Genomic DNA, 16,971 nt, shown 5'->3' with positions numbered 1-16,971 from the left:
CTCAGACGCCTGACCAGAGAATGAAACCGCTGAGGTCGCTGAGCTGGGAGACGCCGCTGAAAGTTACCCCGTCGTCAGCCGGCTTCACTTTCCAGTCACCGTCCATCCAACGCATCGACAGGATCGTATGGACAAGGACTCCTTTGTTTGTCTCAAAAGCTAGGTCCACATTGGCCTCCGAGGCCGTGTAGGACTTGATGGAGAAGCCCTTGACCTGAATGGTTGTGTCGGATCCACTGGAGGCACTCGAGCTCGCGGCCTCCTTCATAGCAGCGTCGCGTCCCTTGCCCGGAACGAGGAGCTTGTCCGCCAGCTTCACCTCAAGTTGCGGCGAACCCGCCGAGCCCAGTGCGCCAACGTTCATGGCGGAATAGAGCGCCCCGGCCGGTGAATGCGCAAAGCAAGACCGGAATCCGTCTGAGTCGGTCTGTCCCGGGCCGGAAGTCTTGGGGTCGGTGGGTACGGCCATTTTTCCAACGAGTTCCCACTTGGACTTCGGCGCTGTTCCCAGGGCTGTCTCGGTGCTTGACGGCAGCCCGCAGATGCTTTTTCCCGCCGCGTCTGCTGACTTTGTCGGTGTTGCGGAGACGCTGTCCGGCGATGCAGCGGGGGCCGGCTGGGCGTTGTCCTGTCCCTTGGGGAGCAGGAAGATGACGACGGCTGCTGCAATCAGCGCGACCACCAGCGCGGCAGCAATGATGAAACCGGGTTTGGTGAACGGATTGCTTTCGGTGGTGCTCTCTGTTGACTGGCTCATGGTGAACCTCCCGTTGTTGGTGCTGGTTTAGACGAAGGCGCGGACGATGCCGGAGGCACCGGTGATGATGATGCAGCCCATCAGGACCCAGCCGAGCTTGCCGATGGCCTGAGCGCCCTCGCCGCGCTGGAGCTGGATGACCATGCCGATGCCGACGATGATCACGCCCAGGACACCGAGGACCAGGCCGATGCCGGAGGCCCAGTTCAGGATCGTGAGGAGGCCACCCGCCTGTGCCGGGACAACGGGAGTCGGGTTGGGGATGACGCTTGTTGCAAGTACGGAGAAGGAGTTCATGGTGAGAGACCTTTCAGTTGGTGATGCCGGGTGTGGAGGCGGTAGCCAGGGCGGCTAAGTCAGTGATGAAGCGTTGGTATTCGCGGGCCGGCGGCAGGGTGGTGGAGTCTCCGTGCCGCCAGGCCTCGACCCAGGGCAGGGTCCAGGACCGGGGGGCTCCCCCGCCGACGATGGCGGCGAAGTCCCGCAAGGGTTTGGGACTCTTCCCCGGTGCGTCCGCCAGAACGGCGAGGCCGAGCAGATCAAGGTCCGGTGCCGCGCCTGATGCCCACTGGGTCAGGGCGCTTTGTGCAGCTGTCAGGCCGCGCATGTCTGCACGGCAAACCAGCAGCACCCGCGGCTTGCTGCCGTCCTGGAGGACAGGCCAGCAGTGACCGGTCGCCCGTGCCCCGCCGATCAGGTCAGCGATGCGGCTTTCACCGGATCCACCGTGGGCGCCGGCGACCCACAGCGCTGCGGAGCCGGCGACGGTGCGGCGGGCCAGACGGTCTGCGGCGTCCGGTTCGACCATTCCCTTCAGAGGTCCACTGAGCACGGCCTCCGGCGGCACATGCGCCTCAGGAGCTGCCGTCTCCGCGCCGTCCGTCGGAGCCGGGTGGGTGATCCAGGGGTTCAGGGACTGTTGCATGGGTGCCTCCTTTCAGAGTCCGTGGTGGGTGGTTTAGAAGCCGGCGGCGACGGCGGCCGCGGCCGCCAGCCATGCCCGCTGGGTGGCGGGCTGGAGGGCTTCATAGCGGATGGGTCCGTTGACCAGGGCCGGATCGTAAGGAATCCGGACGACCGCGCGGACGAACGGGGCGAAGCCGTCAGCGATCCGCTGGGCCTCGTCCTTGGCCCGCTTCAGTGCCTCGCCGCTCATGCTGCGCTTGGCGTCGGTGGACTCCGAGACGATGACAACGGCGTTGCGGGCCAGCTCCGCGTCATGTCCTCCCCGGGATTCCAGGGTCTGCAGCGTCAAACGTGCGGCTTCTGCGCGATCCTCGATGGCGGTAACCGGGACCACGAGCTGGTTCGTGTGGTCGATCATCCGCCGCCAGTTCGCGGCCCGGGCCGTGTTGCCCGAATCCATCACCACAAGCCGGTAATAGCGGGTGAGGACCTGGTGGGCGATGTCGACTTCCTCGGCGGTGACTTCGTGGTCGCCTTCTTCGTTTTCATCCGAGCGCAGGACATCGAACTTGTCCGCGGTCTGGTGGTGGACGAACTTGGCGATCTCGGCCGCGTTCGTGGACGGGGAGAGCAGTTCGGTGGAGGCGTCGATCAGGTCCAGGACGCTGCGGTCGTGGGCGCCCTTTTCCGTCCGCCATCCGAGGGTGCCCTGGGATTCGTTGTTGTCCCACGCGACCGTGGCAGCGCCGCTGTAGCGGGCAAGGACGGCCGAAAGCATCACCACGGTGGGAGTCTTGTTCGCCCCGCCCTTGCGGTTGACCACCGCAATGGTCCGGGGGCCGGGCCAGTGCTGGCTGACCATGCGGACGTCCTCACGTTCGCTGAGTTCTTCCTCGGAGGGATCCATCCGCAGTCCCAGGCGCGTCAGTGTTCCGCGCCAGCCCTGTGTGGCAGGTTCGAGGAACGGGGCGCTGACCAGGAACGAGGTTTCCTTCAGGCTGCGCCGGGTCGGTGCTGCTTCCTCAACAACGGCACCTGTCTGCGGTTCCGGGGTGGCCGTCGCGGGGGCGGGCGGCCACGGCTGGGCGTCCACCGAGGCGACAGAGGCAGGAGCTGGCGCGGTCTCTTCCGGATCGGGTGCGGGTGCGGGGACGGTCTCAATGATGGCCGGCGCTGCGGTCGCGGGTGTGGTTTCGGGGACTTCTGCCCGGCGTCGGGCCGGAGCGGGCTCGTAGGAGACGGATTCGATCTTGTTGTCCGGGTGGACGATGAGTTCGCCGTGGCCTTCGGGGTCCTCGATGCGGACCCGGACGGGGCGCTGGAGGGTCTGGGCTTCGCCGACGACGAGGGCCAGGGCGTTGTTGCGGAGTTCCTGCACGGAGTCTCCGGCCGGGACGACGCGGGAGTTGCCTGCGACGATGACCTCGGCGGTGCCGTTGTCCCGGACGATGGCGCGGATGTTGGGAAAGGCCATGACTTCTGTTGGTGTGGTGCCCATGAGCTTCTTCCTTACGTGTGTGGGGGTGGACGTGGCGGTTAGGAGGCGGGCGGGGTGAGTCGGTTGACCTTCCAGGGGGCGTCCTTGCCGGTGCGGAGCAGCTGCACCGTGTAGGTCCCGGCGTTGGTGGGGACCGCTGCCATGACGCCGAAGCCGTTGGCTTCATCGACGCTGAGGGTGGCGGTCCCGGTTACGCGGCTTGCCGGGATGTTGGCCGGGTCCACTGCCGAATAGTCGGCTGTGGCCTGCGGGGTCAGCCAGCGGGCCAGGTCATTGGCCCACTGCTTGTCCGCCACCGTGGGGCGGGCGAAGTCCGCCATTGCCTTCCCGGCGACTTCCACGGCGTTGTCCTTGCTGGCCTGATCCCAGGTGATGCCGATCGTGGCCGGGACGGTTCCCCCTGGCGCCTGGGGTCCGCTGTTGGCGCTCAATGAGACCGGCGCGGACGCTGCGGGCTGGCTGGTTGATGCCGTCGGTGCCGGCGTCGTGTTCGCCACCGGTGCGCAGGACACGCAGAGCAGCGCCACGGCGAGCAGGGTCAGGGGCTTTTTCACTTCTTCTCCTCTTGGGTGGGCAGGTACAGGAAAGCGGAGGGGACAGTGTTGGCCACTGTCCGGGTGTAGTAGCTGTGGTCCGCCGGGGCCGGGTTGCCGTTGTAGCCCTCTTCGACATAGGTCCCGTTGTCCTTGACCTCTTTGACCACCGCGACGTGGCCGAAGCTCGGGTCCGCTCCCCCGGCGCCGGGTGCGTACCAGACAACGGCGCCGACCCGGGGTGTGTTGCCGGAGTCCCAGCCCTTGGCATCCCAGCCGGCCTTCCACGCCAGGGCCGAGCCGAGGCCCTGACCGTCGGGACGGAAGGTGCCGTTGAGGAACTTGAACGGAGCTTTCGTTGAACCCATCTGCTGGTTGACCCGCCAGAGGGCGAAGTCCACGCACTCGCGGTAGTACATGCCGAGAGGTGAGGTGCTGGCCGAGTTTGCGCCGACCTGCAACCAGGTCGGGGAGTTCTTCCACGGGTAGTCATCCCCCGCGCCGGACTGTCCCGGGATGGCGCAGTCGCTGCCCTGCAGGGAGAACTTCGAGTCCGAGAGCGCCTGAACGAGCTTCACTGCCTCGGGCCAGTACTTCTGGTAGTGGTACGGGTCGGCGTTGCGCTGGACCCTGTTCCCGGCAATGGTCGGTTCCAACAGCTCCCAGCCGGCCACGCCCTTCAGGGCCTTGATGAAGTTCGTCGCGCTCTTGGTGGGGTCCATGCGGTCTGCGTAGGAACCCCACGCGCCGTTGTCCCGCTGCTGAAACAAACCCCGCGAGTCCGGGCCGGCCCCGTCGCCGGTATCCAACACCCGCAACCCCGACTCCCCCAGGGCCACCATCACGCTGATCATCTGCCCTTTCACGGACAGGTCCAGTGCCTTACCGGCACCCATGATCGCCGCGGCGTTCTTCAACTGCTCCTCGGTGTAGCCCTCGACCTTGGCGTCATCATCGATGACAACAGAGACGGCCGGACCGCAGGTGGCGGCAGCTGGCTTCGCGGGGGCGAGAAGCAGAAGCATGGAGAAGATCAGTCCGAAGAACAGCCCGGGGATGGCAATGATGGCCACTAGGCCAAGCGATGTGCGCTGCATTAGATTCGCCCCTCCCCCTTGGACGTCGACTGGCTCAACCAAAAGATTACACGCCTGTAGTGAACATGTACAACGCCTGTAGTGGGCATGAATTGTTCAGATATGAAGGATTCAGGCGACGTTACGATGATTGAGTGCCGTTCCTCTTCCTGGTTCGGCGCTGGAGGGTGAGACCTAATGCTGACGACACGGCGCGGCCTGGCCTGCCTCGCGTTCCTTGTACCGGCGGCCGCACTATCTGGATTCGCGGTTGTCATGGCCCGCAAGATCGTTAAACGGGGACCAAAGGACTACCGTCGTGCCGAACTGACAGATGATGGCCGTAGAGTCCGCATCGACTTGGACGACTACACCAAAGCCCCGGGCGACTTTGGCGTGTTCGACCCCGCGACAGAGAAGTACACGAGAGTCGGCGAGGTCACGCTGATTAATGAGGATCAAAAGTACGTAGAACGGCGGATTGATCCTCTTGGGTCCGCGCCGGGACGTCTGGGGCCAATCGTCGATTGGACTCCGGACGTGTTTTTCGAGCCCTCTGCTGTCGGCGGACGGTTCGAAGAGGTGGACGTCCCCACCGCGTACGGTGCGGCGCCTGCATGGCTATTTGAAGCTGAGAACACGGACGTATGGGTGATCCATATCCATGGCAGCTGGACCGACCGCTCGATCATGTTCCGGGACGTCCACGCATTCAGTTCTTTAGGATTCACCTCCTTGGTCCCCACATTTCGCAGCGACCCGGAGGTCAGCCCACCACAGGCCGAATCGAGCCACCTTGGGCAAACGGAGTGGCGTGATGTGGAAAGCGCTGTGTCCTACGCCGTCGCTCGTGGAGCCAGACGCATCATCCTCTCCGGCTGGTCAATGGGTGGGACCATTGCGCTGCTGACAGCGGAGCGCAGCGCCCATCGGGACCGGATCGCCGGAGTCGTCCTGGTAGGGCCGGTCACGAGCTGGCGCAAGACCATCACGGCGGGGGCGGTGCGGGCTGGCGTGCCGGCGATTGGTGCCGGCCTTGTCATGTGCCTGTTGCAGGCTCCCCCGTTCGCGAGGATGCTCGGGTTGGAGGAACCGATCGATTTCGATGCACTTGAATGGGTCGATGTACCTAACCGGGTGGCAGTCCCGACGCTGGTCCTGCACTCCTACACAGATCAAGAGGTTCCCTGGGAGATCTCAGCGGCGTTCCAACGCGCGAATCCTGACACCGTCACCCTGATTCCCGTACCTGAGGCGCATCATACCCAGGAGTGGAATGCCTCGCCTTGTACCTTCTCCAACGAACTGACTGCTTGGGTCAGCAAGACGATTTTGGCTGAGCAGGGCTAGGTCTGTGCGTCTAGCTTGGCCTCAATTTTGCTGATTCTGCCCTCAACGGACTCCGGGAACATCGTCGTGTTCCCCCGCTGGTAGTTGTGCAGAACGATGAGGCTTTTGTAGACCCCGTTTTCGAGCGTTTCATTGAAAAGGTCCCACGCCGGACTGACTCGGGATTGATCTGCATTTACCCGGACCCTCAACGCCGTAAGCCAGAGTGCATCGATCATCCAGAGCCGCAATTTCGGGAGCTGCTTGGACAGGAATAGAATCAGCCACCCCGCCGCCGTCACCGAGAGTCCTACATAGAAAAGGCGGTCAAACCAGGATCCGATCGCTTGGGCGAAGGCATCCCAGGGTGAGAAATGGAACAGCACCACGTACATAATGTGGCACGAACAAGCCGCCGCAACCACGAGCAGGCCCGCTGAGAATGTTGCATACGGGCCCCGCGCCTTGTGCCGAAGCATGTAGATGATCCTGAGCACGGTGAACAACAACGCGAGCATGTACGTGCCGCTGTACGTGGAAGTTGCGAGCTGGTCCATGCGGGTATCAATGAAGTCCGCAGATGTTGGAGCTTTGTCCTTAATCAGGGCGAAGCTGACAACCATGATGGGAATACTCAGCAACGGGGCGTAGTAGGTCCATCTGACAATGGGTACGTTCGCTAAACGCCGCACGCTGTCGTTGAAGAAGAAGATCGCCAGCAGCGCGAAGATGGCTTGAAGCAGGTTCGTCACGTTGATGCCACCGAGGTAGCTGTCGATGACCTCTAGCGGTGTAACCGTCCCCAGGACATAGAGCGCCGTCAGACCGAACATCGATGCCAGCCACGACGCCCGGGATTCCGCCACCTTCACCACCGAGGGGATCCGAAGGAGGCACAGGGCACTCAGGAGCGCAAAGAGCAAAAGTTTCATGGTCTAGCTGAGGAAAGGATCAGGATCGGACGAGCCGCGTCCACGGGTCTTCTTCGACATCTCGAAAGCGAAATCCTCCACCCACCGTTCGACAGGATGATTCGGAACGGACCGGCAGGTAACGCTAATCGCGTCCGCGGTTTCCCTCAGCATCTCTTCAGAGAGATCCGGCAGAGCCAAGGAAATCCGAAAGCTCTCCAAGTAGATGTGTCCGAGCTCGTGATAGATGCAGTGAAGTTTGTATTGCCGCGACTTCTGCGGGGGGAAATAGACGTTGATGCGATCTTCAAATTCGGCTTTGAAGGCTGTCAGCGCACCCCAGGACTCCTTGTACTCGATCAGATTGATCGGCTTCTCACAGATCACGGTCAAGCGGTCGACAACTTCCTTCATCGATGTCGTGCCGTCTCCGCATAACTCCCGAACCTTTTCCGGGACCGGCGGGAGAGCCATTCACTCGTCGTCTTTCTTGTCGTCTTTCATCGATGCATCGATGATCCTGGTGATCGTCCTCAGTGTTTCTGGCGAGGTGGCCCCCAGGTTTCTCGCGGCAAAGTTCTTCACCTTGAGCTTCCGCATCTGCACAAGGAATTCCATGCGCGCTTCTACCTCGGGAGGAGTCTCGCTGTTGAGATCACACAGATAACTGGGTGGTACGGCAAAAACGAACTCTGCTATGCCCTTCAGCAGTTCTTGATCCGTCACCAGGCTGCCAGTGCCATTGATCAAGTAGGACCACCGTGTCCGCGACAGGTGGATTCCGTGGGCGGAAAGTGCTTCTTCGACATGAGGGTAAGTGAGCGCAGTGTTGTTATCTGCCTCCCAGATATCCACCAGGATGCCCATGCGCTCCGCTAGCCGCTCTTTCTTCTGTTGCTGCGTAAGAAACACGCTGCGGCCCCCATTTGCCATCTATACAGCTCCTTAGCCAAGCTCAGCCACTTGTGTAGGCCGGCCACACAGGGCGGGCGGGCAGCTGACACAAGAGATATTACCCGATGCCTACCGCAGGGTGCAGGCAGTGAGTTGTGCATGTGCGGAGCATGTATGTAGTCTTTCGTTGGCTTGGTCATTTTGAAGGAGCACTAGGCGCCACCGCGACAGGACCTGTAGACCTACAGGTTCTCTTAACCCGGAGTGAGGGTGACGACATGGAGGAATACCGCCCACCCAAACTGATCGGTAAGAAGGCACCCCTGAACTGCCTTGTGCTCCCAGATCAGCATTACACCGCCTGGAAGGCGATGCAGCGGTACAACATGTCCTTCGGTGAGTATGTGGGCGCTTTGATAGACCGCGCGGAAGGGCGTCCCAACAAGCTTGATGGGATGCAACGAGGGGGCATCGGCAATTGAAGAGTCTTAGGACACCAAAAAACCAAAGAGCGACACGCCGCGATGACCTGCGCGGTTTCGTTTATCAAAACCGCTTAGATGGCACTATGGCAATTCAGAAGCTTGCTCAAGGGGGCCGCCCGTCAAAGGGACCGCGGCACACGTTCGTGGTGAAGCCCGATCTTGCACGGGCCGAGAAACTGCGAGCAATCATGGAGATTCTTAGTACGAACGCAGTCGACTACCTGACTCCGCTGGTTGCCGCCCACATAGATTCCATCAACCTTGATGAACTGCGCAACCAGGAGATTTTGCCTATACCAAAGGCCAGTTAAGGACTGAAGGCCCGCACTAGGCGGGCCTTCAAAAAGTATGCGTTCAGATCCTCTTCTTGGCGGATCAGCGATCTGAACTTATCCAAGCTCCCCGCGAGGGGCGCTCCATTCGCTATACCCCGAGAGGACTAGCTGTTGTCTATGGTACCTGTCGCGGCCATGCCGTCAATAACTGACGCACCCCCATCCGCGTGTCAAGTCACGCCGGCCATGGCGTGGAACCTGGCCCCGCTGATCGCAGGCGCCCCGACGTATCGCATGGGACGTTGGATAAAAGGTCGGTTTCAGTACCCCCGGCCGCTAAACCCGCCCCGGATCACCGCTTCCGTGCCAAGGCAGCCGGCGGCCGTTCCCATTCACGGAGCAGATGGCTCCGTGGCGACTCTCTGCCTTGACCTTGACACTTCCAAGGCGCTGCAAGGCGTCGTCGATGACGATGCCCGACGCCTCGGAGACCTTCTGGAAAGCTGCGGTGTCCGCTACATCGAGGACTACTCCCCCAGTGGCGGACGCCACCTCTACATTCCCCTGGCCGAGCGCATGGAAGCACCAGCGGCTCGTGAGATGGTCGAAGCCCTCGCACGGATAGCAGCCAGCCTTGACCCCAGCCCGCACCAGAACGTCACGGACGGCTGTATTCGGGTCCCGGGAAGTGCCCACAAACGCGGTGGCCACCAGATACTCGTCACGCCCCTGAACGAGGCATACGACGTGCTGCGCCGCCGCAACCCTGTCCACGCTGTCGCGGCCCTCCGACACCATCTGGCACCGGAGCTCAAACGTGAACGCGAGCTAAAGGCCCGCGCCGCCAAGATGGCAGTACAGGCGACGGCGACTGGTGTTAGTCCGGTTCCCTTTGGCGGGAGCCAGTCCCCCCTGCGCCTGGCGGCCCGAACCGGCCTGTACGACACCGCCCGGTACGCCAGCCCGTCAGAGGCCCGCATGGCGGTACTGAACCACTTCGCATCCTGTGGCTGGACCCTGGACCAGGTCCGCCTAGAGCTGGGAGGCCAGTTCCCCGGCCTCGCAGCCCTCTACACCGACACCGACCGGCAGGAACGCCTCCTCGATAAAGAGTGGGCCGAGGCCTGCCGCTGGATCCAAAAACCGGGAACCCCGGCAATGGGCAGAAGGAATGCCCATATTAACGACACAAGCCTCCCACTACCCACAGGGGGGGCCAGTAGAACCGGCAGCAGAGCTGCCGCACACCAGCTCGTAAATGATCTTGAAAATGTCCTGTACGCAGTCCTTGACCACAGATTCAAAGAACGCGGCCGCGAAGGCCTCAGCCTGCGCCTGCTGCTGCGCGCAGTGCTCGGCTACATGCGAACCATGGAAACTGACGTGCTGGATGTAGGTTGCCGTACCTTCGCCACCGCGCTGGGCAAGCACCACGGCACCATCTCCAGGTTGCTCCCGATGCTCGAACAAGCCTCAGACGGCATCCTGACCAAAATTGCCGATGCACGCGGCCGCAACGCAGACACCTACGTGATCCAACTCCCCCAGCACTTTGAACAACTTGCCCGGGAACTCTCCTGGCGCAGCGGGAAGATCCATGGCATCCGCCCTGTATTCCGTGCCCTGGGCGACGTCGCTGCCCTCGTCTACGAATCCATCGAACGCGGACGCCTCTCCCCCACCACGGCAGCAATCGTCCGGTCCACAGGACTCAGCCGTACAGCCGTTGAAACAGCTCTGGCCGCCATGAGCAGCTACAACATGATCGAACGCCGGCACGGGCAATGGAACATCATGGCCGGGACCAACCTGACAGCCCTGGCCCGGCGGCTCGGTGCACTTGACGACGCCGCAGAGCAGATCAGTACCCACCGAAAGCAACGCGCAGCCTGGCACGCATGGCTGGATAGGAACCTCGCGCCCGAACTGGCGGAACACGAAGTGGACGAACCTGACTCTGATCTCTACTGGATCCCGCCCTCGGAACACGAAGTCGACTTGATCGGGACGCTGTGGCGAGCTGCCTGACTTGCCGCCCAATGACAGTAAAGCCTTCATTGACTGCAATGCCAGCATTGCAAGTAAAGACTTCAATACAGTCAAAGACAGTATTGAAGGCAAAGACTGCAAAGACTGCAAAGACTTCAAAAACAGTATTGACAGTATTGACTGCATTTGCACTAAGGTGGGAAACATGACAGCTACAACAGCGTTCGACCGGACAGGCATGGACCGTATCTGCGGCTTCGTCAACGGCAAGGGCGGAGTACTCAAGACGACCCTGACGGCGAATGTGGGTGCTCTGCTCGCAGTGTCCGGGTGGAAGGTCCTGCTCGTAGATATGGACCCGCAGGGAAACCTGGGTCTAGATCTTGGTTACAGGCACGGCACCCTGGACGACGACGGCAGCGCCCTTGCTCAAAGCCTGATGTTCGGGACTCGCCTGGCGCCACTCAAAGACATCCGTCCTAATCTAGACGTCGTTCCCGGGGGAGCAGAGCTTGACCAAGCAGCTGCCGGCCTTATCGCGCAAAGCAGCAAGGATGGAAGCAAGGCAAAGTTAGCTCTTGCCCGTTCGCTTGCACCGATCGCGGCCGAATACGACATCATCTTCATCGACTGCCCGCCCGGGAACGAACCCCTGCAGGTTGCAGCCCTCGGTGCGGCCTCGTACGTAGTGGTACCAACCAAGACGGACAAAGCTGGCCGCGAAGGACTCATCGGCGTCGCCAAGCGCCTGGATACGGTCATTGACGTCAACCCGAACCTGGACCTACTCGGCGTCATCATCACTGCCACATCTTCGACCGCCACCAACGTTCACCGGACGACGCGGGATGCCATTGCAGAGACCTTCGGCACGGATGCCGTGCTATTCAACGGAATGGTGCGGCACGCGGAAGCTCCGGCCCAGGCAGCCCGCGATAGGGGAGTGCTGGTCCATGAGCTTGAAGAACAAGTCAAGGCTGCCCCCAAATGGTACGAGGTGCTGAAGGGTACAGCCGAAGCCGGCCAGAGCCAGCCTCGGTCGGCCGCCAACGTGGCTGAAGACCTTTACCAGATCACCAATGAACTCGTTGTCCGCCTGGAAGCAGCCGAGGAAAGGAACGCATCATGACTGAAAGCAACCGCAAACCCATCGGCCTGCCGCCCCGTCGGAATGCTGACAACCTCGCCGTGCAGAACCTGATGAAAGCAAACAGGGACTCAGGGACCACCGGCAGCGACTCACCTGCGGCCTCTCCGACGTCTCGTCCTAACCCGCTGCCGGACACTGCCTCGAAACAGATCACGTTCTACATGGCCGCGGATGACCTAAAGCGCGCAAAGGCGGCCTACACCGGAACGAGCGGCCAGGAGATGGACCGGAGCTGGTCCGACTTTATTTCCCGTGCAGTCCTCATGGAAGTGGAACGACGCGAACGCCTCTACAACGAAGGCAGCCAGTATCAAGGAGGGGCGGGGAACCTTGCCCCAGGGCGGAAAATTCAGCTTTGACTGTAATGCAGTCTTTGACAGTAATGCCGTCAACTGGGCCTTAGAAAGCCTAGGAGGGCCAGACAGCGAGCTCTTCTAGCCGAGCCTAAAAGCCCTCCAGCGCCTCGACTTCCGCGGTGTCAAGCAGGCCTGCGGCGTCTGCCCCGGTGGCCCGGGCCAGGTCGTCCAGGGACTTGAAGTGGATCCGGGCGAGGGTGATGGCCACCAGTTCGAGGTACGCGGTGCCGTTGCGCTGTTCGAGGCCGTCGAGGTAGTTCCGCATGCGCCCTTCCAGGGTGCCGGGTCCTTCGGATTCTTTTGCGGCGAGCCGCGTTAGCGTCAGGGCTGCCAGGTCCGGGTTGTCGTAGATGAGTCCCATGGACCCACGCTACGCACCCCATTGGTCCCGTCAAGGGCCGGCGTTAGCGTCAGAGGTAGGCTTCCAGTGCCCGGAGCAGGGGCGCGGGGTCCTTCTTTAGGTGATCTACCGGCCGGGTCCCCGCCAGGGCCCGGGACGGGGTGATCATCCAGAGGGTGAAGTAGTTGTGCGGGATGTCCAGCTCCATGGCTCTGCGGAAGAGCGCCGTGACGGTCGGCTGGAGCTGCCCGCCGGGGAGGAACTGGAAGCCCGGGCAGAAGGTCCCGTCGTCAACGAAGACGCGAACCAGCTGGCGCATGACCGGCTCCGGGTCTTCCATGAGTTCGGAGAGCCGGCGGTGCACCTGCGCAAGGGTCGGCAGCGTGAACTCGGTCCGGATCCCGGCCCAGGTCTGATCGCTGATCGTCTGAGGGGTCACCGGGGCCTAGTCACTGATGCTTTCCAGCAGCCACTGGGTGGAGAGCGGTTCCCGGCGCAGCGTGAACGTTCGCAGCGCTGAGTTGGATCCCAGACGGACCTGCAATTGCCAATACTCGATGCTCACCAGGTCGCCGCTGCCGACGGCCGCGGTACGCCGGGTGTTCCACCAGGCGTCCCGGGTGAACCAGTGCACCGGGTCGGCGGCCACGGCCCAGATGCGGCCCTCGTGCCGGACGGCCAGGGGAGTGCCGGCGGCGGTGAATCGGACGTTGACCTCAACGTCCAGGGTTGTTTCATTCGCTACTGCTGTCACGGTTTACGCGCTCTCCCAAGTTTCTAGTCATCATTTCTTCCCGGCGGGTAACCGCTGAACTCCACACCCAGGTCCGGTAGGTCAACGGCCCGTCCTTCCAGGTCACTTCCACGGCTTTGGACGTCCAGGCGTACACCTCGCCGTCTACCAGCTCGGCGCAGTTCGGAAACCTGATCCACGCCTTCACCGGGATCCCGGGGAACCCGTTCTTGGACGGGAAGTGCTCGAAATCCAGCTCTTCCACCGTCAGCCCAATCGGGCCGGCCCGCCTCGCGTACTGCCGCTGCAGTTCGTAGGCTTGTTCGGGTCCCATATCACAACCTTAGAACATATATACGAACCAACACGCCAAAGAAAAACGCGAACCCGTCGAATTGCATCAGATGCAGGATTCACGCAGAACCCATTATGGGTTGCGGCTGTGACAATCAACGACCCACGCCCGCCCGGGCCGTCGACGGGCCGGGTTGCACGCCAGTGGGGACAGCTTTGAGCTGTGCGGAGGGCTCCACCTGACCCCAATGGGCACAACCCGGCCAAGCGGTGCGCTGTATGGAGGGGATGTCGGGGGGCGGACCTTTGGCTTGGGTATGAGGAAGCCTCCGCGCGAATCATGGACTCAAGCGTGGAGGCTTCCGGTTCTCCAAGCTGGGGGGACTGGAGAACCAAAAGCAATTCTACTGGCCACCTTGGCCCTCACGCTGCTGAGAAACGGGAGCTTCCGGTCACACCCGGGGGCGGCGGCCCCGCGTCCTGCCGGTCTGCCACCCGGGCACGGCGGCGTCCAGAAGCGCGGCCTTTTCAGGGGCGAGGTCGCCGCGCCGGTGTTTGTGCCGCTGGGTGTGGATCCACACCCCAAGAGCATGTTCCTGCTCTGAGGCGTAGTCGTGGTGGCGGGGCCAGTCGTTGCCCTGGGCGCGGAAGTCCACCAGCTGGGCGAATCTGTCATGCCATCTGCCCTCGTCCGCGGCTGTCCTCGGGTTCCCTTTCCACCCGGGGACCCGGGCGAGGCCGTCACGGTAGGCCGGGTCCAAGGTGCCGTCGGCTGCTTCGCGCCGGCGCTCCGAGAGCCACCGCGCCATCGACCGCTCACCCTTATCCTCGGAGCGGTCACGGGGGAGCCGGCCCCCGGCCGTGATCCAGGTGATGATCTCCTCCATGCGGGCAAGGGCTGTGGGGGAGGGGCAGGCTTTGGTCACGGCGGCGGCGTGGTGTGCGGCCTCGAGTCCCGGGTCCTGGCGGCGGGCGATGACCAGGTGATACCCGACGGTGGCCGGTTCGGCGCGCACGAGGTCAGCGATGCGGGCCCGGCTCAGTCCGAGCCGGTACATCATCACCCATTCCGCGTCCGGAGCGCGCCGTACCCGCCTGTCCATGATGGGGCCCATCCTGCCACGACCACCCCGCCAGGCAGGCCGGTGACGTGGCGGCCACCGCCGCGGTGCCAGCCGGGCGCCCGACGACCCCCGGGGCTCCTGGCGGGGAGCGGGGAGGGCCGCGGGGCCTGGGCATTCGGCGGCGGTATTGCCATAAAGTAGTAGGAGTAGTAGTTTTGTTACTACTACTCCTACTATTCTTGAGGTTGTCGCCGTGGCGTTGAGTGTGAAAGACCGTGTGTTTGCTGCTGCGGAGCAGATCAGTGCCGAGCGCCGGCCTACCGTCTCGACGGTGCGGGCGGCTGCGGGTGTGAGCAACGCCGACGCCACCCGTTACCTGAAGGAGTGGGTCGAGGAGAAGCAGGCCGCGGGAGGCCGTCTCGCCGCGACGCCGGCAGCGGTGCTGGAACAGGCCGCGCGCCTGGCCGGGGCCTGCTGGGCCGAAGCGTCCACTGTGGCGGATGAGCGGCACGCCGCTGCGGAAGCCGTCTGGGCGCAGGAGAAGAAGGATCTGGGACTGGAGATCTCCGAACTCGTCGCGGACCTGGACAAGGTCACCGCCGAGAAAGACGCCGCCGTCACCGAACTCACCGCCCGGGTCACCGCAATGGATACCCAGGCCGCGGCGATCCAGGCGCAGCTGGAGCAGGCCCGCGCGGCCGAGCAGCAGGCCAGCAACACCGCAGCCGACGCGGCGGCCAGGGTGGCCGCGGCCGAGGCCCGGGCCGAGACCCTGCAAAAGGCCCACGACGCGCTCCTGCAGCGCATCGTGCCGGAAACCCCGGACAAGAACGGCCAGGGCCGAGCGAGCCAGTAGCGGAACCCCGGGCGTTGAGCTGGCGGGAGAGCCCCTACCCGAGATCCCGGACCATTCGAGGCCCTTCCTCACCACCTACCGCGCCCTCTCCAAGACCCGGCGCAGCCACAACACCTAAGCCGGTCCGGCCGGGCCTGCCCACCAGGTAGGCCCCGGCCACGTGCCGGCCTTTCCTCATGTCCGCGCTTGTTCGGAAATCTTGCGCCACAACACGAATGCCGCCTGGGCATTCAGGACCCGCGGAGACTCCAACCCGGCACCGTGCGGCGCACGGTGTGGGCGTCCGGAACGCGGTGGTCGATCACCCATGGCCTCACCCTCCCCAGCAGGAAGGGCATGCTCGCAGGGCTCGCACCCCTTCGGGCGTCCGCTGCGCGGCCGGCTGTTGGGTCCAGTGCCTCCGTCGCAGGGCTCCGACCCGCCCTGGCCCCTCTCTTACGTCTTCGACGTTTTTTGGTTGCTGTCCTTATGGTGTTGACGGGTGGTTCCGTGGCCGTTGTAGGGTCGTGGCTACCCGGGGGAGGCGGGTATGGCTTTGTTGCTGTGGCCGGACGATTCACGTCGTGACGGCTCCGAAGGATTGGCCGCCCGCCGCCCCGCGATGACCCGACCGCTGATTGAGAGACGCGACTTGAATCGCCGGATAAGGACACGACGGCGCGGTTATCTGCTGGGTTCCACCCGTACGACAGACTGGAGGTTGTTTTGGCGAAATTGTGGGCCGGTATTGATGCCGGCAAAGCCCATCATCACTGCGTCGTGATCGACGCCGACGGAAGCCGTCTGCTCTCGCAGAAGATCCCCAATGACGAACCGGCCCTGCTGGAGCTCATCGCCAACGTCCTGAAACTGGCGGACGGGGACGAGGTCATCTGGGCGACCGACCTGAACCACGGCGGCCCGGCGCTGTTGATCGCGATTCTCGTCGCCCATGGCCAGGACATCCTCTACATCCCCGGCCGGATCGTCCACCACGCCTCCAAGCTCTACCGCGGCGAGGGCAAAACGGACGCGAAAGACGCCGCCGTGATCGCAGACCAGGCCAGGATGCGCAAAGACCTCCAGCCACTGCGGGCAGGGGATGAGATCAGTACCGGGCTGCGGCTCCTCACCGCCCGGCGGGCCGACAAATCCGCGGACCGGGTCCGGGCGATCAACCGCCTGCAGGCCCAGCTGCTCGAATACTTCCCGGCACTGGAGCGGGCCTTTGACTACAGCCGGTCCAAAGCCGCCCTGCTGTTGCTGACCAAACACAGGACCCCGGACGGGATCCGTCGCACCGGACAGGCCAGGCTGCACGCCTGGCTGAAGAAACACGGCGCCCGCTCCTCCGCTGCGGTCGCCCAGGCTGCCGTCGACGCCGCGAAATCCCAGCACACCACCGTCCCGGCCCAGCACCTCGGGGAAGTGATCGTCGCGGCCCTCGCACAGGAAATCACCACCCTGAACCAAGAACTGTCCGAGCTGGACTGGGCTGCTGCGGGGATTTCGGACAGCGGAATTAGTGGATTCTTCTACGCTGCCA

22 protein-coding genes are annotated in these 16,971 nt (G+C 63.3%); 8 read left to right on the top strand and 14 right to left on the bottom strand.

The genetic code is table 11. The features are described 5' to 3' along the window. Position 1 precedes the first annotated feature (1 nt). The 6 genes from QK291_RS16955 to QK291_RS16930 are packed head-to-tail and all read right to left on the bottom strand — an operon-like array spanning position 2 to position 4,791. Positions 2-757: a hypothetical protein gene (locus QK291_RS16955; RefSeq protein ID WP_282383900.1), complete on the bottom strand. Its 756-nt coding sequence runs from the start codon at positions 755-757 to the stop codon at positions 2-4. Positions 758-784: 27 nt separating this feature from the next. Further along, a complete protein-coding gene (locus tag QK291_RS16950; protein ID WP_243182088.1) occupies positions 785-1,054 on the bottom strand; it encodes a hypothetical protein in 270 nt (89 codons plus the stop codon). Positions 1,055-1,067: 13 nt separating this feature from the next. Beyond that, complete coding sequence (locus tag QK291_RS16945) at positions 1,068-1,682, bottom strand: DUF6668 family protein (protein ID WP_282383898.1); 615 nt, start codon at positions 1,680-1,682, stop codon at positions 1,068-1,070. 33 nt (positions 1,683-1,715) lie between these two features. Continuing rightward, complete coding sequence (locus tag QK291_RS16940) at positions 1,716-3,161, bottom strand: chromosome partitioning protein ParA (protein ID WP_282383897.1); 1,446 nt, start codon at positions 3,159-3,161, stop codon at positions 1,716-1,718. Between the two features lie 38 nt (positions 3,162-3,199). Continuing rightward, positions 3,200-3,715, bottom strand: coding sequence for a hypothetical protein (locus tag QK291_RS16935; protein ID WP_282383896.1), 516 nt, complete (start codon positions 3,713-3,715; stop codon positions 3,200-3,202). Further along, entirely contained in the window at positions 3,712-4,791 is a 1,080-nt protein-coding gene (locus QK291_RS16930) for a CHAP domain-containing protein (RefSeq protein WP_282383895.1), read from the bottom strand. Before QK291_RS16930 ends, QK291_RS16935 begins: the two co-directional genes overlap by 4 nt. Positions 4,792-4,968: 177 nt before the next feature. On the opposite strand from QK291_RS16930, the gene QK291_RS16925 reads away from it, so the two are divergent. Next, on the top strand, positions 4,969-6,120 hold the full coding sequence (locus QK291_RS16925; protein WP_282383893.1) for an alpha/beta fold hydrolase: 1,152 nt from the start codon (positions 4,969-4,971) through the stop codon (positions 6,118-6,120). On the opposite strand, the gene QK291_RS16920 is transcribed toward QK291_RS16925, so the two are convergent. From QK291_RS16920 to QK291_RS16910, 3 genes are read right to left on the bottom strand one after another with little or no spacing between them, the layout of a single operon-like run. After that, positions 6,117-7,031, bottom strand: a complete 915-nt coding sequence (locus QK291_RS16920; protein WP_282383892.1) for a hypothetical protein — start codon at positions 7,029-7,031, stop codon at positions 6,117-6,119. The two genes, QK291_RS16925 and QK291_RS16920, sit on opposite strands and share 4 nt — an antisense overlap. Positions 7,032-7,034: 3 nt before the next feature. Then, positions 7,035-7,484, bottom strand: coding sequence for a hypothetical protein (locus QK291_RS16915; RefSeq protein WP_282383891.1), 450 nt, complete (start codon positions 7,482-7,484; stop codon positions 7,035-7,037). Next, positions 7,485-7,943 carry a hypothetical protein gene (locus QK291_RS16910; RefSeq protein WP_282383890.1) on the bottom strand — a complete coding sequence of 153 codons (459 nt, stop codon included), beginning with the start codon at positions 7,941-7,943 and terminating at the stop codon, positions 7,485-7,487. A 239-nt stretch (positions 7,944-8,182) separates the two neighbouring features. On the opposite strand from QK291_RS16910, the gene QK291_RS16905 reads away from it, so the two are divergent. The 5 genes from QK291_RS16905 (at position 8,183) to QK291_RS16885 (ending at position 12,162) form a co-directional block, all read left to right on the top strand. Next, entirely contained in the window at positions 8,183-8,386 is a 204-nt protein-coding gene (locus tag QK291_RS16905) for a hypothetical protein (RefSeq protein ID WP_282360739.1), read from the top strand. An 86-nt stretch (positions 8,387-8,472) separates the two neighbouring features. Further along, positions 8,473-8,700, top strand: a complete 228-nt coding sequence (locus QK291_RS16900) for a hypothetical protein (protein WP_282383889.1) — start codon at positions 8,473-8,475, stop codon at positions 8,698-8,700. A gap of 375 nt (positions 8,701-9,075) precedes the next feature. Continuing rightward, a complete protein-coding gene (locus tag QK291_RS16895) occupies positions 9,076-10,692 on the top strand; it encodes a hypothetical protein (protein ID WP_282383888.1) in 1,617 nt (538 codons plus the stop codon). 1 nt (position 10,693) lies between these two features. Further along, positions 10,694-11,782, top strand: a complete 1,089-nt coding sequence (locus QK291_RS16890; RefSeq protein WP_282383887.1) for a ParA family protein — start codon at positions 10,694-10,696, stop codon at positions 11,780-11,782. Then, positions 11,779-12,162 (top strand): hypothetical protein, encoded by a 384-nt coding sequence (locus QK291_RS16885; RefSeq protein ID WP_282383885.1) that lies wholly within the window; start codon positions 11,779-11,781, stop codon positions 12,160-12,162. Before QK291_RS16890 ends, QK291_RS16885 begins: the two co-directional genes overlap by 4 nt. A gap of 85 nt (positions 12,163-12,247) precedes the next feature. Here QK291_RS16885 and QK291_RS16880 read toward each other — a convergent pair whose 3' ends face one another. From QK291_RS16880 to QK291_RS16860, 5 genes are all read right to left on the bottom strand, one after another. Continuing rightward, positions 12,248-12,520, bottom strand: a complete 273-nt coding sequence (locus QK291_RS16880) for a hypothetical protein (RefSeq protein WP_282383884.1) — start codon at positions 12,518-12,520, stop codon at positions 12,248-12,250. Between the two features lie 49 nt (positions 12,521-12,569). Beyond that, positions 12,570-12,938 carry a hypothetical protein gene (locus QK291_RS16875; protein ID WP_282383883.1) on the bottom strand — a complete coding sequence of 123 codons (369 nt, stop codon included), beginning with the start codon at positions 12,936-12,938 and terminating at the stop codon, positions 12,570-12,572. Positions 12,939-12,944: 6 nt separating this feature from the next. Further along, positions 12,945-13,253, bottom strand: coding sequence for a hypothetical protein (locus QK291_RS16870; protein ID WP_282383881.1), 309 nt, complete (start codon positions 13,251-13,253; stop codon positions 12,945-12,947). After that, a complete protein-coding gene (locus QK291_RS16865) occupies positions 13,234-13,566 on the bottom strand; it encodes a hypothetical protein (protein ID WP_282383879.1) in 333 nt (110 codons plus the stop codon). The genes QK291_RS16870 and QK291_RS16865 overlap by 20 nt, the downstream gene beginning before the upstream one ends. A 412-nt stretch (positions 13,567-13,978) precedes the next feature. After that, complete coding sequence (locus QK291_RS16860; protein ID WP_282383878.1) at positions 13,979-14,629, bottom strand: helicase associated domain-containing protein; 651 nt, start codon at positions 14,627-14,629, stop codon at positions 13,979-13,981. A gap of 214 nt (positions 14,630-14,843) precedes the next feature. Between QK291_RS16860 and QK291_RS16855 the strand changes: the two genes are divergently transcribed. Together QK291_RS16855 and QK291_RS16850 are read left to right on the top strand one after the other, a co-directional pair. Continuing rightward, complete coding sequence (locus QK291_RS16855) at positions 14,844-15,446, top strand: DNA-binding protein (RefSeq protein ID WP_282383877.1); 603 nt, start codon at positions 14,844-14,846, stop codon at positions 15,444-15,446. A gap of 705 nt (positions 15,447-16,151) precedes the next feature. Next, the coding region (locus QK291_RS16850) for an IS110 family transposase (protein ID WP_282383876.1) at positions 16,152-16,971 on the top strand (820 nt) is incomplete at its 3' end.

This window comes from Arthrobacter sp. AL12, assembly GCF_029960645.1.
GTDB lineage: Bacteria > Actinomycetota > Actinomycetes > Actinomycetales > Micrococcaceae > Arthrobacter.
Note: the sequence above shows the minus strand (reverse complement) of the source record. Positions and strands in the feature narration are given on the sequence as shown.